This window comes from Streptomyces chryseus (assembly GCF_014650755.1).
GTDB lineage: Bacteria > Actinomycetota > Actinomycetes > Streptomycetales > Streptomycetaceae > Streptomyces > Streptomyces chryseus.
In genome coordinates, this window is the sequence record NZ_BMVO01000023.1 from 16,800 (window position 1) to 35,638 (window position 18,839).

Consider the following 18,839-nt stretch of genomic DNA (forward strand, 5'->3'; position numbering starts at 1 on the left):
TGGGGACGGAGCCGGGCCCGGCGGTCCGCAGGCTGACGTTACCGCTCAAGTCCCTTTCTGCCGACCCCGGTTCAGGCCCGGCCCCCGGGTTTCCGCCGGGCATTCGAGACACCCCCCGACGCGCCGTCATGTGCGGGGTCCGGGCAGCCGCGGCGGCACCTGGAGGGGCACCTCGTCGTACGGCGGACGGTCGGGCGGATCGAAGAGTACGGCGACGGAGGCGGCCCAGGCCGCTTCCGACACCGTGTCGGGTGTCGCGTCGGGGTCCATCGAGATGATGCGCAGCGCGCGTATGTGCCGGTGCAGGCCGTCCACGCCGTCGGCGCGCACCAGCAGTTCGTCCGCCCGCACCTGGAACTCCTGGCAGTCGGTGTGGTCCTGGCCGCACCTGCGCCACAGCGCGAGCGGGTGTCCGGCGGCGAGCGCGGCGGCCATGGCGTCGAACCCGTCGCCGCTGCCGACCGGCCCGCAGTACACGGGCACGGTGCCGTCCTCGGCGTCGGACAGCCTGGCGTACGCGGCCCTGCGGGACTCGCGGCGGGCGCCGGGTCCGTGCCCGGAGACAGGGACCTCGCCGCGCAGCGGTACGACGGACAACGGCCCCCGCACGGCGGCCTTCCAGCGGCGGCGCCACTCGGGGCTCGCGGGGCGGTCGCGGCGCCTGCGGTCCCGTATGACGACGATACGGCGCTCTCCCAGCGCCATGCTGTGCTCGTCGAAGAGGTCGTCCTCGGGCGAGAGCCGCCAGGTGTCGAGGGGCTCGTCGAACAGCTCGCGCGGCAACAGCGCCTCGACGGCCGCCAGATGCTCGCCGCTGTCGCCGCGCCGCAGGGCGTCGGCGAGCGGCTCGCGCAGGGTCTCGCGGAGCTCGGCGCGGGGCACACCGCGGTCGTCGCCGGCGAGCGGGCTGACGGTCCGCCCGTCGTAGAGGAGCTTGACGCGCCACGGGTAGCGGTCGCCGTAGTGCACCGGGTCGATCTCGACGAGCACGTCGGCGCGGGCCTGCCCGGCCGGGTGTTCCCGTACGGAGGACAGGCCGAACTCCGTGGCGGGGGCGGTGGCCGCCGCCGGGGGCTCCAGCACCTGGGCGATCTCCTCGCGGATCGCCTGGTGCGCGGACTCGCCCTGCGTGGTGATCCACTCGGCGAGCCCGGTGAGGGCGGCGCTCTGCGCTTCGTCGCACCGCTGACGGCCCTGCCCGGCGAGGTGCCGGACGACCTTGGCGGCGTACAGCAGCACCGCGTCGACGTCCAGGTCGTGTCCGTTCTCGTGCCCGCGCAGGTCGTGCAGCAGGCCGACGCCGTCGCGCCAGGTGCGCGGGTCGTGCTCGATCGGTGACTGGTAATCGCTGTGCAGGACACGGCGCTTGACGTCGTCGACCAGCACCATGACCTCACCGGGCCCGCTGGGCGCCGGCAGTTCGGCGAACCGGCCGAAGAGGTGGGCGCGCGCGGCGGGCAGGAAGCCGGGCGCTCCCTTGCGCAGATCGGCCTGCGCCCTGGTCCAGCCGCCGCCGGCGGCGGTGGTGCTGCGGAAGCGGCGCAGGTGGTGGCGGTCGTGCTCGCGCAGGACGGTGTGGAGGATCTCGCCGCCCCGCAGGTCGTGCAGCTCGCGCAGCGCCGTGACGGGGACGGCGGCCCCCTCGTGCTCCGCGCGCCCCTTGTTCATACCGATGACGGCGCCGTGCCTCAGGTCGACGACGGGGCCGCCCGAGCAGCCCTCGACGGGCAGGCTGCCGCGCAGCAGCAGTGCCTTGCCGTCCGTGGCGTGCGCCTTGCCGACGCCGTGCCGGATGCCCAGGTCGCCGGTCTCCCTGGACCAGCCGTGCAGGCTCACGTCGGCGGGGATGGCCGGGGGGCGCTCGCTGAGCCAGACGCAGGCGGCGTCCCGCGCGTCCGGCACGTGGACGAGCGCGATGTCCGGGAACTCCCAGCGGTGCGGCGGCTCTTCGGGGTCGGCGGGGCGGGGCTTGGCGAGTACCACTTCACCCGTGGTCACACCGCCCTGCCAGGTGATGCCGAGCGCGCGCTCCCCCCTCCACACGGCGGCGTCCCCCTTTCCCACGACATGGGCGCAGGTCAGCACCCAGCCGGGGGCGATGAAGAATCCGCTGCCCCAGTAGTGGGCGCCGTGCGGGTCATACCCGCCTCCGGGCGCGGCAATGCGTACGAGCGAGGGGCGCACGATCTCGTCGAAGACGTTCACGGCGCGCTCATACCGGGCCGGGGGCCGCGGGGCCGGGCCCGGAACCGGGTCCGGCGGCCGGGTCCGCGGCCGGGTGCGCCCCCGGGGCGCCCGGCGGCCCGGCCGCCGGGTCCGCCGCCGGTCCGGCCACCGGTTCCGTCCAGGTCAGGGAGACGGTGACGGACGCCTTGCCGCCGCCGTCGGCGAGTACGCCGATCACCTTGCCGGACTGGGCGGAGAGCTCGATGCCGAAGGTCACGGCGACCTCGACGGGAGCGGCGGGCCGCAGTCCCGCGCGCAGCGACCGCACCACGCCCTGTACGACGTCGGTCAGCCCGCCCGCCATGGAGACGACCCGGTCGCCGATCCCGGTGTCCCGGTAACCGCCGCCCCGGTCGAGCTCCTGCGCCTCGCTGACCCGGGCCCAGACGACCGTCCCGTCGTCGAGCCGAACCTGTGCGATCCCCTTGGCCACAGCGTCCCCCGCTCCCCCACGCGATGAATGGTGAAGGTTAATCGCTGCTGGGTACGAGCGCGAGGTACTCGGGGATCAGTGCCTATCCTGGCTGGGAACAACCGCTGTCCACCCCCGTCGGCCCGCCGGTCAGGCACTCCGCCCGGCCACTGTCCGACCACCTGTCCGACCACTCGTCCCACCACGGAGCACCCCCTTGTACTTCACCGATCGCGGCATCGAGGAGCTGGAGAAGCGGCGCGGCGAGGAGGAAGTCACCTTCGAGTGGCTCGCCGAGCAGCTGCGTACGTTCGTCGACCTCAACCCGGACTTCGAAGTTCCGGTCGAGCGCCTCGCGACCTGGCTGGCCCGTCTGGACGACGAGGACGACGAGGAGTAGAGGAACGGCGGCGGCGCACCGCGGGCGCGGGGGCGCGCCGCCCGGCCCCGGGAGCCGGCCCGCGCGCGGCCGCGTCAGGCGCGGGCGCGCATCCGGTCGTACGCAAGTCCCAGTGCCCCCTGCGCCACCAGCACCCCGCCGGCGAACGCCCAGCCGCCGCCGCGTCTGCGCAGCCCCCACAGGGCGAGCGAGACGCCGGCCGCCAGCTGGGCGGCGTTCAGCAGGCGGGCCCGGGGGCCACGGAGCCAGGGGCCCGCCGGGCCGCTCTCGACCACGTCGAGCTCCGCCCGCACCGCGTCGCGCCAGCCCGACCACTCGACCGACTCCGCGCCGGGCCGCACCCGCGCCGCCTCCCGCAGCCGGTCGGCCGGTTCGCCGGGGGTCAGGCCGGCGGGCAGCACGAGGCCGAGCCGGGAGAGCACCGCGATCAGGCCGAGCAGCCTGGCCCGGCCGTTCGCGTCGGGGTCGGCGCGGGTGAGCGCCGCCAGATCCTCCACGTCCAGTACGGGATCGAGCCCGAGCCGCGCCGCGAAGGTGCGCATCGCCTCGTCCTCCCCCACCGGCGTGCCGTCCGCGAGCCACTCGTAACCGACTTGGCGCCGGAAGCCCGAAGCCAGCGTGAAGCCGGTCCGGTCGGCGTCCCACCAGAGGGCGAGAACCGGCCAGGTGACGCCGACGGCGAGCGCCGTGGCCCAGCCGGCCAGCACCCGGTCGACCGGTTCGCCGCCGTTCAGCCAGGGCTTGCCCTCGGGCACGACGACACTCCACCGCCCCTTGGAACCGGAACCGGAACCGGAGCCCGAGCCGGACCCGGGACTCGACGCGGCCCCGGAGCCCGCGCCGGTGTCGTCGGCCGGCGCCAGGAGCAGTCGCTCGCGCAACAGATGGGCCGCGGGCCGCACGGCCTCCGTCTCGGCCCCGCACAGCAGCAGTGCTCCCACCGGTCCGGAGCCGAATGTCGCGTTCATGCCCTCACGCTAGGGCACTTTGACCCGGTATGGCGCGTACGAGTGGGCCGCTCGCGCCACCGTCACCCCTTGACTTCGCCACTCCGCGATATATCGTGTTTACTCATAGACGCGATATGTTGCGTATGACACCGTCGCGTCAGGCCGACCAGATCGGGGAGAAGCATGACAGAGCCGACATGGACGGTCGCCGAGCCGCGGAAGCTCACGTTCGAGGACCCGGTGACCGCGCTGAGCGTGCGCATCGTCAACGGAACGGTCAACGTCGTCGGCGTCGAGGAGGGCCCCGCCCGGCTCGAGGTCTCCGCCCTCGACGGCCCGCCGCTCACGGTCACCCACGAGTACGGCACACTCACCGTCACCTACCAGGACCTGCCCTGGAAGGGCTTCCTCCAGTGGCTCGACCCCATGGGCCCGCAACGCAGCGCGGTCGTCTCGCTCGCCGTCCCCGCCGGCTCCTCCGTCGCGCTCGGCGTGATCGGCGCGGGCGCCGTCGTCTCGCGGATCGCGGGCCGTACGGACGTCCGCGGCGTCACCGGCGACATCACGCTCGTCGGACTCTCCGGCGCCGTGCGCGCCGACACCGTCAAGGGCGGCGTGGAGGCGCAGGGCCTCACCGGCGATCTCCGCTTCCACTCCGTGTCCGGGGACCTCACGGTCGTCGACGGCTCGGGATCGTCCGTACGGGCCGACTCGGTCAGCGGCGACATGGTCGTCGACGTCGACCCGGCCGGGAAGCCCACCGACATCGCTCTCACCTCGGTCTCGGGCGAGGTCGCCATCCGGCTGCCGCACCCGGCCGACGCCACGGTCGAGGCCAACACGGCGACCGGTTCGGTCTCCAACGCCTTCGAGGACCTGCGGGTCACCGGCCAGTGGGGAGCGAAGAGGATCACCGGCACGCTGGGGACCGGCAGCGGCCGGCTCCGGGCGACGACCCTCTCCGGCTCCATCGCCCTGCTGCGCCGCCCGCCGGCCGGCGGCGACGACCTGTACGACGCGGACGCCCCGGCAGACAAGAAGGTGCTCTGACATGCCCCCCGTATTCGCCCACGGCCGTCTGCGCCTGTACCTCCTCAAGCTGCTCGACGAGGCTCCGCGCCACGGTTACGAAGTGATCCGCCTGCTGGAGGAGCGCTTCCAGGGGCTGTACGCCCCGTCCGCCGGCACCGTCTACCCCCGCCTGGCCAAACTGGAGGCGGAGGGCCTGGTCACGCACGCCACCGAGGGCGGCCGCAAGGTCTACTCGATCACCGACGCCGGCCGCGCCGAACTGGCGGGACGCGGCGGCGAGCTGGCCGACCTGGAGCTGGAGATCCGCGAGTCGGTCTCCGAGCTGGCCGCCGAGATCCGCGACGACGTACGGGGCGCGGCGGGCAACCTGCGCCGCGAGATGCGGGCGGCGGCGAGCGAGACCCGCCACAGGACGGCGCCGCCCCAGGCCAACGGCGCCGAGAAGGGCGTCGACTGGGAAGCGGCCTTCGGCGACAGCGAGGCATGGCAGGCGGCGAAGGAGGAGCTGCGCAAGGCCAAGCAGGAGTGGAAGGAGCAGGCGCGCCGCGCCAAGGACGAGAGCCGCCGCGCCCGCGAGGACGCCCAGGAGGCGCGCCGCCAGGCCAAGGAGGCCCAGGACAGGGCGCAGGAGAAGGCGCGCGAGCAGATGCAGCGCATCGCGCAGCAGGTGCAGGAGCAGGTGCAGGACCAGTTCGCACGGGGTGACTGGCCGAAGGGCGTACGGGAGGGCCTGGCCGAGATCACCAAGCAGTTCGGCTTCTTCGGCCGTCAGCCGCAGCCGGCCGAACCGGCGGCGGAGCCGGTGGACGTCAAGGTCGAGCGTACGGACACGCCTCCTGAGCCCGAGTGGGCCGAGGAGCCCCCGTCCGGCGACCCGGCCCGCGACCTGGACCGCCTGCTGGACCGCTTCCGCGACGACATCCGCGACGCGGCCCGCGACCACGGCGTGACCCCGGCCCAACTGGGCGAGGCCCGCCGGCGCCTGTCAACGACGGCGGCCCACCTGTCGGCGCTCCTGCGAACCGGGCCGAAGGACTGAGCACGGCGGCCAGCGACGGCGGCCCGGCGGCCCGAGGGCAAGCCGCCGGGCCGCCGGCTTCCCCGCCCAGCCCCGGTGCGGTGGCACGGGCACCGCACCGGGGCCCGTGCCACCGCAACCCGGACCGGGGTCGATTCACCCCGTCAGCCCGCCACCCGTCAGCTCGCCGCGGCCGCGTCGGGGCCGAACAGAGCCCGCTCCACCGCCCCGTACGTCGCGCCGTACTCCGTCAGTACGTCGGCGACCGCCCCCGGCTGCGCGATCAGCGCCAGCAGCAGGTGTTCGTCGCCGATGTGGCGGTCGCCCCGCCCCAGCGCGACCCGCAGCGACTTCTCCAGTACGCCCTTCGCCTGCCGGGTGAACGGGCGGTGCCCCGTCAGCAGACCGCGCCGCGCGCCGCCGCGCCCGGACCGCATCGCGCCCTCGCCGTGCGTCTCCTCCACCTTCGAGACGATCTCCGTGACGTCGATGCCGATCCCGGCCAGCGCTTCCTCGTCCGCCTTCGACAGCCCGCCCCGGCGCCGCACGTGCGCCAGCGCGTCCGCCACCGCTCCCCGGCGGCCGGTGATCCCCAGGGAGGCGAAGGCGAAGGACGAGCGCGTGCCCTCCTGGTCGAGCAGGGCCAGCAGCAGGTGCTCCTCGGTGACCGAGTCCGCCCCCGCCCGTTCCGCCTGGACGACCGCGCCCTTCACCGCACCCCGGGCACTCTTCGTGAACCGCTCGAACATCAACGCCTCCCGTACTTCTTGTGGACGGCCTGCCGGCTGACGCCCAGTTCGGCCGCGATCTCCTGCCACGACCAGCCCTTGGCGCGGGCACTTCTGACTTGCACGGCTTCGAGCTGCTCCAGCAGCCTCCGCAGTGCCACGACGGCGCGCAGTCCCACTCGGGGGTCCTGGTCGCCCGCGCGCTCGGCGAGATCCGTTGCATCGGTCATGACTGTCAACCTACATTGACAGCCATGGCCTGTCAATCACAGTTGACAGCCGCGAACGGTCCGGACTGCCGCGCCCTCAGCGCCCCACCCCCACCGGAGCGACCGTCACCGAGACCCGCGCACCCGCCCGCGCCCAGATCCGCCCGTCCCGCACCCACGCGGCCCCGGTCACCCGCACCCGCCAGTCGCGGGCACGCGAAGGCAGCGACAGCTCGGTGACTCCGCGCCCGGAGGCGACGTACGACAGACGGAGAACACGGGTCCGCGGGTCGTACGACTGGGCGCGCACCCGCCCCGCCACGGCCCGCGCGTACGGGGACGCCGTCTGCTCCTTGTTCGTACGGAACTCCCCCGCCGCGTCCACCGCGCAGTAGCCACCGCCGTAGCACCACACGTAGCCCGCCCACCCGGAGCTGTAGCGGTCCATGGACGCCAGGGCCTCCCGGTAGAAGCGCCCCATGTTCGGCAGCGCGTTGTTGAGCGGCCCCCACTCCCCGACGACCACCGGCACGCGGTGCTCCTTCGGATACGCCGTGACGGCCGCCTCGTACGCCTCGATCCAGCCGGCCGCCGGGTCGTAGTCGGCGCCCGCCTCCATGGCGGCGTTGTAGAAGTGCGGGGCGTACACGACCTTGGGGTCGTCGATCCTGCCGAGACCGGTCGGCACGCCCTCGCCCACGATCGGGGTCGGCTCGACGAACACCCAGTTGTCGCGGTCGACCGCGCGGACGGCGTCGGCCAGGCGGTTGTGCATCGGCGTGATCTGCTCGCGTTCGATGCGGCGCGCGGCCGTGGGCAGGTCCTCGCCCTGCCCGAGCTCACCCATCGGCTCGTTGATCAGGTCGTACCCGAGCACCGCCGGATGGTCCCCGAACCGGTCGGCGAGCACCCGCCACATGGCGGCCTGGGCGCGCTGGAGGTCCGGGTCCTCGTAGAGATGGGTGAAGGCGCGCTGCACGGCCGGCTGGAAGTACTCGGAGAACCAGTCGTCGGGGTTGGGCGTGAACGGGAGCCCGTCGGTGCGCGTCGCCCACTCCGGGATGCCGCGATGCCCGAAGGCGGGGCCGAAGACGTCCTGGTGGGCATCGATGAGCACCTGTACGTCGTACTTCGCGGCCCAGTCCAGGATCCGCTCGATCTTGCGGAGGTACGCCGCGCTGTACCGTCCGCGCCGGGGCTCCAGGTCGTCCCAGAAGACCAGCAGCCGGGCGAAGTTGAAGCCGCGGGCGTTCAGGTCGCGGAAGTGCTTCTCGGTGATGGCGGACAGCGCCTCGGCGCCGCGGTGCGTCTTGTCCTCGACGTTCCAGCCACGCAGGGTGAGGACGCGTCCGCGGTCGTCGGTGAGCCGGGGGACCGCGTCACCCCCGCCGGCTTCCCTCGCGCCGGCCGCCGGGGCCAGGGCCCCGGCCGCCAGCGCGGCCGTACAGAAAGCAGCGGCGAGTTTCCGGACCGTTCGGGCTCGCACGGACACCACAGACACCACGGACACCCCTCCAGCAGCACGTCGTCGTCGCGTGCCGGAGAGCACATCAGCAGAACTGACGGTCCATCAAGAGGTCGTCAGCACGATCTTTCCGAAAAGGTCGCCGCCCGCCATCCGCTCGAAGCCCTCGCGGGCCCGGTCCAGCGGCAGCACCTCGTCGACGACCGGCCGTACGCCCGTCGCCGCGCAGAAGGACAGCAGGTCCTCCAGCTCGTCCTTGGAGCCCATCGTCGAGCCGACGACCTTGAGTTCCAGGAAGAAGATCCGGTTGAGTTCGGCGGACGGCGGGTTCGGGCCGCTGGTCGCGCCGGAGATGACCAGGGTGCCGCCGGGCCGCAGGGACTTCACCGAGTGCGACCAGGTGGCGGCGCCGACGGTCTCGATCACCGCGTCGACCCGCTGCGGCAGCCGCGCGCCCGGCTCGAACGCCTCCACCGCGCCCAGCTCGACCGCCCGCTTGCGCTTGGCCTCGTCGCGGCTGGTGGCGTACACCCGCAGGCCCGCCGCCTTGCCGAGGACGATCGCGGCGGTCGCGACACCGCCGCCGGCGCCCTGCACGAGAACGCTGTCGCCGGGGCGTACGCCCGCGTTGGTGAAGAGCATCCGGTACGCCGTGAGCCAGGCGGTCGGCAGGCAGGCGGCCTCCGCGAACGACAGCTCCCTGGGCTTGGGGAGCACGTTCCAGGCCGGGACGGTGACCTGCTCGGCGAAGGTCCCCTGGTACTTCTCGGTCAGGATGGACCGCTTCTCGCGCGGCCCGACGCCGTGGCCGGTCTCACCGATGACGGAGTGCACGACGACCTCGTTGCCGTCGGCGTCGATTCCGGCCGCGTCGCAGCCGAGGATCATCGGCAGGGACTCCTCGCCGAGGCCGACGCCGCGCAGCGACCACAGGTCGTGGTGGTTGAGGGAGGCGGCCTTGACGGTGACGGTGGTCCAGCCGGGCCTCACCTCGGGCGCGGGGCGCTCGCCCAGCTCGAGGCCGTTCAGCGGGCGGTCGCGGTCGATGCGGGCGGCGTAGGCAGCGAACATGACCATGACGATAGGGCGACAGGATGCGTGGCGGAACCACGCACGGGTGTGACACGCGTCGCTCACACGAGCAGGTCCGTGCCCGCCCCTGCGCAAAGGCCGCGCCGCCCCCTCGGCAGAGGGTGCGGCGCGGCCCGTACGGCACGGTCGGAGCACTACCGTCGCGCGACACCCTCCGCGCGAGCCGCCGCCGCCACGGCCGCCGTGACGGCCGGAGCGACGCGCTCGTCGAACGGGGACGGGATCACGTAGTCCGCGGCCAGCGCGTCACCGACGACGTCGGCCAGCGCGTTCGCCGCCGCGATCTTCATGCCCTCGGTGATCCGCGACGCCCGCACCTGGAGCGCACCCGCGAAGATCCCGGGGAAGGCCAGCACGTTGTTGATCTGGTTCGGGTAGTCGCTGCGACCGGTCGCGACGACCGCCGCGTACTTGTGCGCGACGTCCGGGTGGACCTCCGGGTTCGGGTTGGCCATGGCGAACACGAACGACTGCGGCGCCATCGACGCCACCGCCGGCTCCGGCACCGTGCCGCCGGAGACACCGATGAAGACATCGGCCCCGACCAGCGCGGTCTCCAGCGAGCCGGTCAACCCGGCCCGGTTCGTGATCTCGGCCAGCTCGCGCTTGACGTCCGTCAGGTCCTCGCGGTCCCGGCTGACGATGCCCTTGCGGTCGGCGACGGCCACGTCGCCGAGCCCGGCCGCCAGCAGGAACTTCGCGATGGCGACCCCGGCCGCACCCGCGCCCGAGATCACGGCACGCAGGTCGCCGAGCGTACGGCCGGTGAGCCTGGCGGCATTGCGCAGCGCGGCCAGAGTGACCACGGCCGTGCCGTGCTGGTCGTCGTGGAAGACCGGAATGTCCAGCTCCTCCTGGAGCCGGCGCTCGATCTCGAAGCAGCGGGGCGCCGAGATGTCCTCCAGGTTCACGCCGCCGAAGGACGGGCCGAGCCGCACGACGGTCTCGATGATCTCGTCCACGTCGGTCGTCGCGAGCGCGATCGGAACCGCGTCGACGCCGCCGAACTGCTTGAAGAGGATCGCCTTGCCCTCCATCACGGGGAGCGAGGCCTCGGGGCCGATGTCACCGAGCCCGAGCACCGCCGTGCCGTCCGTCACGACGGCCACGACGTTCGATTTCCAGGTGTAGTCGTTGACCAGATCGGGCTGCTCCGCGATCGCGCTGCACACCTTGGCGACACCCGGCGTGTACGCGAGGGACAGGTCGTCCTTGTCGCGCACCGGCACGGTCGCCTGGATGGCCATCTTGCCGCCGCGGTGCAGGGCGAAGGCCGGATCGAAGGGCTCCTCGGGAGCCCCTTCGGCACTGTTGCCCGTATTGCTGTCCATAGTCCTGTCCGCACTGCTGTCGCTGCGAGGATTGACGATCTCCGCTGCCATTCGTTTTACCCCTTAAGTCTTCATCAGTTGAGGGTGGCCGCTCCTGGTTGAGGAGGGGTGGGCGGGCACCGCGTCCGTTCTCTGCGCTGGGCGGTTGGCCCGCCCTGACAGAGAGGAGGTACGTACGCGCGGGCGCGCCGCACACGCGCCCTGAGCCCCGGATGAGGGGTGTAACCGTCTTTTCTACCTGATCGGCGGCATCGACGACGAGCCCGTATCACCGTGGTGGTACGACTCATGCCCGCATGTGCGGACAAGTCCGTTTGGTGGCATGAATCGGTTCCAAATGGCGAGACGAGCCGGAGATTTTCCGGCCGAAAAGGCGGTACTCAACAGAAGGTCCGGCCGCGATGTACCGGCCCGTTGAGATTCGGGGGTCACCCGTTACCCGATTTTGACATGACTGGAGCCCTGAATGGGCTAGTCCGAATGGCAAGATGCCGTAATCACACGAGGTCGCGATACTCGAAGTAGTGTGCCCGACCTCCCAGGCCACTCCCCTTTCTCGCCGGAGGAACCAACCATGACCGCACGCACCACCCGTCGTACGACCGCCACCCAGTCCAGGACAGCCGCGGTCGGCGCGATCGCGGTCGCCGGTGCCCTGCTGCTCGCCGGCTGCGGCGACCAGACCGGGTCCGGCTCGGGCAGCGACGAGACCAAGGGCACCAAGTCCTCCAGCGCTCCGCTCTTCGACCAGCTGCCGAAGAAGTACCAGGACGCCGGCAAGATCAAGGTCGGCACGGACGCCGCCTACGCCCCGATGGAGTACGAGGAGGGCGGCAAGATCGTCGGCATCGACCCCGACATCGCCGCCGCCCTCGGCAAGCAGCTCGGCGTCGAGTTCGAGTTCACCAGCGGCACCTTCGACGGCCTGATCACGTCGCTCAACACCGGCCGCCAGGACGTCGTCATGTCGGCCATGAGCGACACGAAGGCCCGCCAGGAGGGCCTGGACGACAAGGGCAAGAAGGCCGGAAAGGGTGTCGACTTCGTCGACTACTTCAACTCGGGCGTCTCGCTGCTGGTCAAGAAGGGCAACCCGGAGAACATCAAGTCCCTGGACGACCTCTGCGGCAAGAAGGTCGCCGTCCAGCGCGGCACGATCTACGAGGACACCTTCAAGGACCAGGCCAAGAAGTGCGGCAAGGAAAAGCTTGAGATCGCCCCGTTCGACACCGACGCCGAGGCGCAGACCCGCGTGAAGATCGGCGCCGCCGTGGCCGACCTCAACGACTACCCGGTCGCGGCCCACATCGCGAAGACCGCGGGCGGCGGCAACGACTTCGAGGTCGCCGGCGGCCAGATCGGCGCCGGCCCGTTCGGCATCGCCGTGAACAAGGACAACCCGGAGCTGCGCGACGCGCTCAAGGCGGCTCTGGACGCGATCATCAAGAACGGTGAGTACGAGAAGGTCCTGGAGAAGTGGGACGTCAAGGACAGCGCCGTCACCGAGGCGACCGTCAACGCCGGCAAGTAAATCCCGGCGTTCCTCGCCCCGAGCTTCACTGAAGGGCAGTCACAGTGACTGACAAGTTCGACAAGGCGCCCGCCGAAGAGCCCCCCGAGGACTCTCCGGTCGCCAAGGCGGAAGCCACCCCCGCTTCCACCCCTCCCCCCGAGCAGATCAAGGCCATCCCGGTACGGCACTGGGGTCGCTGGGCCTCCGGCGTGATCGTGGTCGCGCTGTTCGGCATGTTGATCTACGCGTTCTCGCAGGGCAACGTCCAGTGGGGCACGGTCGGGGACTTCATCTTCGACGACCGGATCCTGGCCGGCATGGGCCGTACGCTGCTGATCAGCGTGCTGTCGATGGCCATCGGCCTCGTCCTGGGTGTTGTCTTCGCGGTCATGCGGCTGTCGAAGAACCCCGTCACCGGGGCCGTCGCCTGGCTCTACATCTGGTTCTTCCGCGGCACACCGGTGTTCGTCCAGCTGCTGCTGTGGTTCAACCTCGCCCTGATCTTCCCGATCCTGAACATCGGGTTCTACAAGGACGAGATGATCGACGTCATGACGCCGTTCATGGTCGCCCTGCTGGGCCTGGGCCTGAACGAGGGCGCCTACATGGCCGAGATCGTGCGGGCCGGCATCCAGTCGGTCGACGAGGGCCAGACCGAGGCGTCGCACGCCCTGGGCATGAACAACAGCAAGACCATGCGCCGCGTGGTGCTGCCGCAGGCGATGCGAGTCATCGTGCCGCCGACCGGCAACGAGTTCATCAACCTGCTCAAGACGTCGTCGCTGGTCGCGGCCGTGACGTACGTGGACCTGACACGAGCGGCCCAGAACATCGGCTCCACGTCGTTCGCCGTGATGGAGATGCTCCTCGTGGCCTCCGTCTGGTACCTGGTCCTGACCAGCATCTTCAGCGTCGGCCAGTACTACCTGGAGCGCCGTTACGCCCGGGGTTCGCTGCGGACACTGCCGCCGACTCCGTGGCAGAAGGTCAAGCGCAACCTGTCCCTGTCGTCCTTCTCCAGCCCGAGGGGGGCATGACATGACCGCCATGGTGAAGGCCGAGGGCGTACACAAGTCCTACGGCGCCGCGCACATCCTCAAGGGCATCGACCTGGAGGTCGCGCCGCGTGAGGTGTTCTGCCTGGTCGGCCCGTCCGGCTCCGGCAAGTCCACGTTCCTGCGGTGCATCAACCACCTGGAGCAGATCAACGCCGGCCGGCTCTCGGTCGACGGCCGGCTCGTGGGCTACCGCGAGAAGGGCGACAAGCTCTACGAGCTGAAGGACAGCGAGGTCGCGGCGCACCGCCGGGACATCGGCATGGTCTTCCAGCGCTTCAACCTCTTCCCGCACATGACGGCGCTCGAAAACGTCATGGAGGCCCCGATCCAGGTCAAGGGCGAGGCGAAGGCGGTGGCCCGCGAGCGTGCCGAGCGTCTGCTGGACCGGGTCGGCCTGGGCGACAAGTCCAGGAACTACCCGTCGCAGCTCTCCGGCGGCCAGCAGCAGCGCGTGGCGATCGCCCGCGCGCTGGCCATGGAGCCGAAGCTGATGCTCTTCGACGAGCCGACGTCGGCGCTCGACCCCGAGCTGGTGGGCGACGTGCTCGACGTGATGCGCGGTCTCGCCGAGGACGGCATGACGATGATCGTCGTCACGCACGAGATGGGCTTCGCCCGTGAGGTCGGCGACGCGCTGGTCTTCATGGACGACGGCGTGGTCGTCGAGGCGGGCAACCCGCGCGACGTGCTCACGAACCCGCAGCACGACCGAACGAAGGCGTTCCTGTCGAAGGTGCTGTAGCCGGACACGACGAAGGCGGTGCGGACCACCCGGTCCGTACCGCCTTTTCGTGTGCCGTCCCCCGCCCGCTACTTCACCGCCAGCACCAGCGCGTCCGAGGGCGAGCTCCACACCGCCCGCGCCTCCCCGAACCCGCCCGCCTCCCGCAGCGTCCGCGCGTGCCAGTCGAGGCCGGGGGTGTCGCCGTCGGCGTGCTCGCCGTAGATCTCGAAGCGCCTGGCGGTCGGCTCGGCGAGTACGGGGTCCTTGGCGGCCAGGTCCCACCACTCGGCCCAGTCGACCGCGCCCAGCGCCTTGGCGCGGTCCATCCGGGCGTGCCGGTGGGCACGCTCGGCCGCGTTGATGCGCGGGGTGCTCTCGTCGATCATGTGGTCGGCGTTCATGAAGACGCCGTCCGCCCGCACCAGGCCGCCCAGCTGCCCGTACAGGGTGGTCAGGTCGTCGCTGTGCAGCCAGTGCAGCGCCGTGGCGGTGAGGACGGCGTCGTACGACGCGTGCGGCAGCGCACGGGTCCACTGCGGGTCCTTCAGGTCGGCGGTGACGAAGGTGACCCGCTCGTCGCCGTCGAAGTACCCCCGCGCGATGGCGAGGAGCGCCGGGTCGAGGTCGACGCCGGTACTGGTCGCCTTCGGGAACCGCTTGAGCAGCCGGTCCGTGATACTTCCCGTACCGCACGCCAGATCCAGCACCCGCGGCTCGCGGCCGACCAGGGCCTCGACCATGTCCAGCATCACCCGGAACCGCTCCTCGCGGTCCGGCATGTACCACTCCTGCTGCCGGTCCCAGCTCTCCTGCCAGGCCGCCCAGTCCGTCCCCGTCGCCGACCCCGTGTACGTCTTCGCCATCAGGACTCCTCCGCCGCGTTCCGTAATACCCTCGAAGCACAAACAGCTATTACTGAGACCCTAGACCGCCCCCGTAAGGACTACAAGTGGAACTGGCCTATTACTCGGACTACGCCGTGCGCCTGGTCAACAGCGAGGAGCCGGCCCGCAACAAGGACACCCTCACGTCGGTGGACGCGGTCAGGGCGCTGTTCGGCGGCAACACGTCGGCGGCCCGCCGCGCCACGGACGCGGACGTCACCCGCTTCCGTGCGGTACGGGCCCGCCTGCGCGCGATCTTCGAGGCGGCGGACGGGGGCGACGAGACGCTCGCGGTCGACCTGCTGAACTCGCTGCTGATGGAGTTCCCGGTCAGCCCGCAGATCTCCGGTCACGAGACGCGCAAGGAGGACGGCCGCCCCGACTGGCACATGCACCTCGCCGACCACCCGTCCAACGCGACGGCGGGGTACGCCGCCATCGCCTCGATGGGCCTGGCCTTCCACCTGACCGAGCACGGGGCGGACCGCCTCGGCCTGTGCCAGGCGCCGCCGTGCCGCAACGCCTACCTCGACACCTCGACCAACCGCTCGCGCCGCTACTGCTCGGACCGCTGCGCGACCCGCGCGAACGTCGCCGCCTACCGGGCCCGCAAGCGCCTGGAGACCGACCGGTCGGCGAGTACGGGCCGTACGGCGGACACCAGCCAGGAGAGCACCACCACGGCCGACCGCTGACGCCCGGCCCGGATCGGGCGGTAGCGCGCCCGCACCCGCCCCAGCACCAGCTCGGCCGGCACGACTCCGAAGGCCCGGCTGTCCACGACCTCGGCGTCCGGGTTGTCGCCGAGGACCCACCAGCCGGCGCCCCTGCGGTCCACCAGCCGCTTCACGATGAGCAGATCCTGCTGCAGGGGATGGCGCAGTACGGCCACGTCCCCCACACGCAGGCGCGCCCCGTAGTGCACGAGCAGCTGATCCCGGTGCCGCAGCGTCGGCACCATGGACGGGCCCGTCACCTCGGCGGCCCCGAACACCGCTGTCGGCTCCCACCCCTGCTCGACCATCCGGCACCTCCCGGTCCGATCCTCCACCAGTCCCATCCTCGCCCTGGACTTTTGACCTAAGCCCATGGGGGCACCCGCGAAAAGCGGTCTCTCACGGAGTAATGTCCCACCTGAGAAGACGATCACGAGGAAGGAAGCTCTTACATGCTCTCCCGCCTGTTTGCCCCCAAGGTGAAGGTCAGCGCTCACTGCGACCTGCCCTGCGGCGTGTACGACCCGGCCCAGGCCCGCATCGAGGCCGAGTCGGTCAAGGCCACGCAGGAAAAGATGCAGGCCAACGACGACGCGCACTTCCAGGCGCGCGCCACGGTCATCAAGGAGCAGCGCGCGGAGCTCGCCAAGCACCACGTATCGGTGCTGTGGAGCGACTACTTCAAGCCCCCGCACTTCGAGAAGTACCCGGAGCTGCACCAGCTCGTCAACGACGCCCTCAAGGCGCTCAGCGCCGCCAAGGCCTCGACCGACCCGGCGACGGGCCAGAAGGCGCTGGACTACATCGCCCAGATCGACAAGATCTTCTGGGAGACCAAGAAGGCTTGATCTCAGATCATGCCCTCTGACCTGCGGTTTCCTTGATCGCCTGGTCTTCCAGTCCGCACCCGGTCCGCAGGCCGCCGAGCACGGCGTCCATGACGGACCGGGTGCGGTCTTCTTCGCCCGGCCACAGATGGGCGTAGATCCGCAGCGTGATGACGGCGGACGCGTGGCCGAGGACGAGCTGGACCTGCTTGACGCTCGCTCCGCCGGCGATGAGCGCGGAGGCGAAGAAGTGGCGCAGGTCGTGGGTCACCATGTGCGGCAGCTCGACCGGCTTGCGGTCCTCACGCTCGGCCGCCTCGTTCTCCGCCGCCTGGAGCGCCCTCCGGGCGCAGTTCCACTCAGTCTTCCAGCGGCGGTAGTTGAGGGGCTCACCCTCTTCCATGGTGAACAGCCACTCTTTCGAGGGCCGTGCGGCGAGATGCGCCAGCAGGGCGTCGATGACGACCTCGCCGACCGGGACGGTACGCCGCGATTTCGCGGTCTTCGGCGGGCCGATCTTCCCGGACTGGAGGCGCTGACGTTCGACGCGGATGGTGCCCGCCTTGAAGTCGACGTCCGACACCTTCAGGCCGAGCAACTCACCTATGCGCAATCCCGACCCCGCCAGGGTGACAATGGCCGCGCGTATGTACGGCGGCATCACACGGTCCATGGCCTGGACCTGCTCGACCGTGGGCGGGGTGACCTCCTCATCCGGCATGGGCGGCAGGGTGATCCGGCGGCACGGACTGGAGGCGATGACCTTGTCCTCGACGGCCGCGGTCATGACGCGCACGAGGACGTCGTAGACGTTGCGTACGCTGCCGGGGCCAAGCTGCTCGGTCAGGTTCTTGAACAGCACCTGGATGTCGTTGCGGCGGATCGCCGCCATACCGCGGGAGCCAAGCACCGGTACGAGATGAAGCCGTAGCGCGTTGTCGGTGATGCGCTCACCCGCCTCGCTCGCGATGAGCGACTCCTCCCACCTCTTCGCGTACGTCTCGAACGAGATCCGCCCGGCGCGCGGATCGACATACTGTCCGGTGACGATGCTGGCCGTGACCTCATCGAGCCAGCGCTGGGCGTCGAGCTTGCGATCGAAGTGACGGGCGTGCTCCTTTCCGTCCAGGTCTCGGTAGCGGGCCCGCCATTTGCCGGTGTCGGGGCGCTTCTGAATGTTGGCCAAGTGGCCTCTCCTTCAAGTCGGTTATCAGTAGTAGCCGCCGCCCTCGATGTGCCCTGTGAGGGCACGGGCGTCGCGCTCGTCGCCCATGAGGCGAAGGCACTGCTCGTGAATGGCCCGTGAACTATCCGGGTGGGCCTGGATGTGGTCGGCAATGGCGGTGACGGCGCGGTGCAGACGGTCCTGCGCGTCGCGCGTCTCATAGAACGCCTCTACGGCCTCATGCACGAGCCGCCGACCGTCGATGTCGAGCCCCTCCAAGGGAGGGGACATCAGCTCCTCAAGGGGCAGCTCGAAGACGCGAGCGAAGGCCAGGGCCTCGTCAAGGTTGATACGGCGACGGGGGGTGCCGTTCTCGATGCGCCAGACCGCCGTCTGATTCATCTTCACGCCCGCCCTGGTTACCCGTTCCGCCAACTCGGTCGTACTCCACCCCCTGACCTCGCGCTCCAGGGCCACGCGCGCAGCCACGTTCCCCTCGCTGTAGAGCAGCGGGACCTCGCCGCCCTCGGGCTTGTCGCCTGCCATCGCGCCTCCATCACAACCGTTGCTATCCAAAGTGAAACATGACCTTCCCGATTTGGCTAACCGGTGATCGTCGGGTACAACCTATGCAGATCGAATCGCCGCCTAGCCGAATGGGAATGCATGTGATACCTGACCACCGCCGAGGTCGCCGAGCGCTACCGCACAGCCGAAAGCACCGTCCGCTACTGGCGACAGATCAAGAAGGGTCCACGCGGCATCAAGGTCGGCAAGCGGGTGCTGTACCCGGAGGCCGAGCTGCTGCGCTATGAGAGCGCGCTGACCGAGGGCCAGGACGAGTGGGGGCTGGCGTCGTGAAATGCCGACAGCGCCGGATACAGCAGCGGCCCCCGGCGAACAACCGCCGAGGGCCAAGGACTCCCCAACTCATCACCCGTACGTGAACGAACGAGTTGGTGAGGGGCCGGACCTAGCCCGTCCTGCCTCTCACCAGAGAGGAACATCTATGGAGGACTCTACGTCCTCACGCGCTTCGAGTGCATCCGCCAACGCGGAAACCAGGCCCCAGGTTGTCTGGCCACCCGT

At 70.9% G+C, this 18,839-nt stretch carries 21 protein-coding genes; 9 read left to right on the forward strand and 12 right to left on the reverse strand.

Annotation, left to right across the window (positions count from 1 at the left end; translation table 11 throughout):
- Window positions 1–126: 126 nt before the first annotated feature.
- The gene (locus tag IE185_RS26205; RefSeq protein ID WP_138895873.1) at window positions 127–2,205 is read right to left on the reverse strand and encodes a VMAP-C domain-containing protein; all 2,079 of its coding nucleotides are present in this window, start codon (window positions 2,203–2,205) and stop codon (window positions 127–129) included.
- A 7-nt stretch (window positions 2,206–2,212) separates the two neighbouring features.
- A complete protein-coding gene (locus IE185_RS26210) occupies window positions 2,213–2,659 on the reverse strand; it encodes a CU044_2847 family protein (RefSeq protein WP_229843702.1) in 447 nt (148 codons plus the stop codon).
- 196 nt (window positions 2,660–2,855) lie between these two features.
- Here IE185_RS26210 and IE185_RS26215 point away from each other — a divergent pair, with 196 nt between their 5' ends.
- Window positions 2,856–3,038 carry a DUF6104 family protein gene (locus IE185_RS26215; protein ID WP_005312030.1) on the forward strand — a complete coding sequence of 61 codons (183 nt, stop codon included), beginning with the start codon at window positions 2,856–2,858 and terminating at the stop codon, window positions 3,036–3,038.
- A gap of 74 nt (window positions 3,039–3,112) precedes the next feature.
- On the opposite strand, the gene IE185_RS26220 is transcribed toward IE185_RS26215, so the two are convergent.
- Window positions 3,113–4,006 (reverse strand): hypothetical protein, encoded by an 894-nt coding sequence (locus IE185_RS26220; protein ID WP_138895872.1) that lies wholly within the window; start codon window positions 4,004–4,006, stop codon window positions 3,113–3,115.
- A gap of 165 nt (window positions 4,007–4,171) precedes the next feature.
- Between IE185_RS26220 and IE185_RS26225 the strand changes: the two genes are divergently transcribed.
- Both IE185_RS26225 and IE185_RS26230 read left to right on the forward strand, forming a co-directional pair.
- The gene (locus IE185_RS26225) at window positions 4,172–5,038 is read left to right on the forward strand and encodes a DUF4097 family beta strand repeat-containing protein (protein WP_138895871.1); all 867 of its coding nucleotides are present in this window, start codon (window positions 4,172–4,174) and stop codon (window positions 5,036–5,038) included.
- A gap of 1 nt (window position 5,039) precedes the next feature.
- Window positions 5,040–6,059 (forward strand): PadR family transcriptional regulator, encoded by a 1,020-nt coding sequence (locus tag IE185_RS26230; RefSeq protein ID WP_138895870.1) that lies wholly within the window; start codon window positions 5,040–5,042, stop codon window positions 6,057–6,059.
- Between the two features lie 158 nt (window positions 6,060–6,217).
- On the opposite strand, the gene IE185_RS26235 is transcribed toward IE185_RS26230, so the two are convergent.
- The 5 genes from IE185_RS26235 to IE185_RS26255 form a co-directional block, all read right to left on the reverse strand.
- Window positions 6,218–6,787 carry a Clp protease N-terminal domain-containing protein gene (locus IE185_RS26235; protein WP_138895869.1) on the reverse strand — a complete coding sequence of 190 codons (570 nt, stop codon included), beginning with the start codon at window positions 6,785–6,787 and terminating at the stop codon, window positions 6,218–6,220.
- Complete coding sequence (locus IE185_RS26240) at window positions 6,787–6,996, reverse strand: helix-turn-helix domain-containing protein (protein WP_138895868.1); 210 nt, start codon at window positions 6,994–6,996, stop codon at window positions 6,787–6,789. Before IE185_RS26240 ends, IE185_RS26235 begins: the two co-directional genes overlap by 1 nt.
- A gap of 76 nt (window positions 6,997–7,072) precedes the next feature.
- Window positions 7,073–8,470, reverse strand: coding sequence for a cellulase family glycosylhydrolase (locus IE185_RS26245; protein ID WP_373303761.1), 1,398 nt, complete (start codon window positions 8,468–8,470; stop codon window positions 7,073–7,075).
- Between the two features lie 75 nt (window positions 8,471–8,545).
- Entirely contained in the window at window positions 8,546–9,511 is a 966-nt protein-coding gene (locus tag IE185_RS26250; RefSeq protein WP_138898212.1) for a zinc-binding dehydrogenase, read from the reverse strand.
- Between the two features lie 155 nt (window positions 9,512–9,666).
- Window positions 9,667–10,914 (reverse strand): NAD(P)-dependent malic enzyme, encoded by a 1,248-nt coding sequence (locus IE185_RS26255; protein ID WP_138898213.1) that lies wholly within the window; start codon window positions 10,912–10,914, stop codon window positions 9,667–9,669.
- Between the two features lie 523 nt (window positions 10,915–11,437).
- Here IE185_RS26255 and IE185_RS26260 point away from each other — a divergent pair.
- Genes IE185_RS26260 through IE185_RS26270 form a run of 3 tightly spaced genes read left to right on the forward strand, consistent with a single transcriptional unit; the run spans window position 11,438 to window position 14,176 of the window.
- Complete coding sequence (locus IE185_RS26260) at window positions 11,438–12,394, forward strand: ABC transporter substrate-binding protein (RefSeq protein ID WP_138898215.1); 957 nt, start codon at window positions 11,438–11,440, stop codon at window positions 12,392–12,394.
- Window positions 12,395–12,438: 44 nt separating this feature from the next.
- Window positions 12,439–13,413, forward strand: a complete 975-nt coding sequence (locus IE185_RS26265; protein ID WP_373303760.1) for an amino acid ABC transporter permease — start codon at window positions 12,439–12,441, stop codon at window positions 13,411–13,413.
- Window positions 13,414–13,423: 10 nt separating this feature from the next.
- Window positions 13,424–14,176, forward strand: a complete 753-nt coding sequence (locus tag IE185_RS26270) for an amino acid ABC transporter ATP-binding protein (RefSeq protein ID WP_138897347.1) — start codon at window positions 13,424–13,426, stop codon at window positions 14,174–14,176.
- A gap of 68 nt (window positions 14,177–14,244) precedes the next feature.
- Here the strand turns inward: IE185_RS26270 and IE185_RS26275 are convergent, their stop codons facing one another.
- Window positions 14,245–15,021 carry a class I SAM-dependent methyltransferase gene (locus tag IE185_RS26275; RefSeq protein WP_138897344.1) on the reverse strand — a complete coding sequence of 259 codons (777 nt, stop codon included), beginning with the start codon at window positions 15,019–15,021 and terminating at the stop codon, window positions 14,245–14,247.
- Window positions 15,022–15,107: 86 nt separating this feature from the next.
- Between IE185_RS26275 and IE185_RS26280 the strand changes: the two genes are divergently transcribed.
- Complete coding sequence (locus tag IE185_RS26280; protein WP_138897343.1) at window positions 15,108–15,737, forward strand: CGNR zinc finger domain-containing protein; 630 nt, start codon at window positions 15,108–15,110, stop codon at window positions 15,735–15,737.
- Here IE185_RS26280 and sodX read toward each other — a convergent pair.
- Window positions 15,641–16,066 carry a nickel-type superoxide dismutase maturation protease gene (sodX, locus tag IE185_RS26285; protein WP_138897342.1) on the reverse strand — a complete coding sequence of 142 codons (426 nt, stop codon included), beginning with the start codon at window positions 16,064–16,066 and terminating at the stop codon, window positions 15,641–15,643. The genes IE185_RS26280 and sodX overlap by 97 nt on opposite strands.
- 144 nt (window positions 16,067–16,210) lie before the next feature.
- On the opposite strand from sodX, the gene sodN reads away from it, so the two are divergent.
- Window positions 16,211–16,606 (forward strand): superoxide dismutase, Ni, encoded by a 396-nt coding sequence (sodN, locus tag IE185_RS26290; protein WP_069926993.1) that lies wholly within the window; start codon window positions 16,211–16,213, stop codon window positions 16,604–16,606.
- Window positions 16,607–16,613: 7 nt separating this feature from the next.
- Here sodN and IE185_RS26295 read toward each other — a convergent pair whose 3' ends face one another.
- Window positions 16,614–17,771 (reverse strand): tyrosine-type recombinase/integrase, encoded by a 1,158-nt coding sequence (locus IE185_RS26295; RefSeq protein WP_138897341.1) that lies wholly within the window; start codon window positions 17,769–17,771, stop codon window positions 16,614–16,616.
- Window positions 17,772–17,795: 24 nt separating this feature from the next.
- Window positions 17,796–18,296, reverse strand: a complete 501-nt coding sequence (locus IE185_RS26300) for a helix-turn-helix transcriptional regulator (RefSeq protein WP_138897340.1) — start codon at window positions 18,294–18,296, stop codon at window positions 17,796–17,798.
- A gap of 129 nt (window positions 18,297–18,425) precedes the next feature.
- Here IE185_RS26300 and IE185_RS26305 point away from each other — a divergent pair, with 129 nt between their 5' ends.
- Window positions 18,426–18,611, forward strand: coding sequence for a helix-turn-helix domain-containing protein (locus tag IE185_RS26305; RefSeq protein WP_229843710.1), 186 nt, complete (start codon window positions 18,426–18,428; stop codon window positions 18,609–18,611).
- The last annotated feature ends 228 nt before the right edge of the window (window positions 18,612–18,839 follow it).

Coding starts and splice junctions, on each gene's coding strand:
- IE185_RS26220 (WP_138895872.1), bottom strand. CDS start 4,006: ATGAACGCGACATTCGGCTCCGGACCGGTGGGAGCACTGCTGCTGTGC.
- IE185_RS26225 (WP_138895871.1), top strand. CDS start 4,172: ATGACAGAGCCGACATGGACGGTCGCCGAGCCGCGGAAGCTCACGTTC.
- IE185_RS26230 (WP_138895870.1), top strand. CDS start 5,040: ATGCCCCCCGTATTCGCCCACGGCCGTCTGCGCCTGTACCTCCTCAAG.
- IE185_RS26235 (WP_138895869.1), bottom strand. CDS start 6,787: ATGTTCGAGCGGTTCACGAAGAGTGCCCGGGGTGCGGTGAAGGGCGCG.
- IE185_RS26240 (WP_138895868.1), bottom strand. CDS start 6,996: ATGACCGATGCAACGGATCTCGCCGAGCGCGCGGGCGACCAGGACCCC.
- IE185_RS26250 (WP_138898212.1), bottom strand. CDS start 9,511: ATGTTCGCTGCCTACGCCGCCCGCATCGACCGCGACCGCCCGCTGAAC.
- IE185_RS26255 (WP_138898213.1), bottom strand. CDS start 10,914: ATGGCAGCGGAGATCGTCAATCCTCGCAGCGACAGCAGTGCGGACAGG.
- IE185_RS26260 (WP_138898215.1), top strand. CDS start 11,438: ATGACCGCACGCACCACCCGTCGTACGACCGCCACCCAGTCCAGGACA.
- IE185_RS26270 (WP_138897347.1), top strand. CDS start 13,424: ATGGTGAAGGCCGAGGGCGTACACAAGTCCTACGGCGCCGCGCACATC.
- IE185_RS26275 (WP_138897344.1), bottom strand. CDS start 15,021: ATGGCGAAGACGTACACGGGGTCGGCGACGGGGACGGACTGGGCGGCC.
- sodX (WP_138897342.1), bottom strand. CDS start 16,066: ATGGTCGAGCAGGGGTGGGAGCCGACAGCGGTGTTCGGGGCCGCCGAG.
- sodN (WP_069926993.1), top strand. CDS start 16,211: ATGCTCTCCCGCCTGTTTGCCCCCAAGGTGAAGGTCAGCGCTCACTGC.
- IE185_RS26300 (WP_138897340.1), bottom strand. CDS start 18,296: ATGGCAGGCGACAAGCCCGAGGGCGGCGAGGTCCCGCTGCTCTACAGC.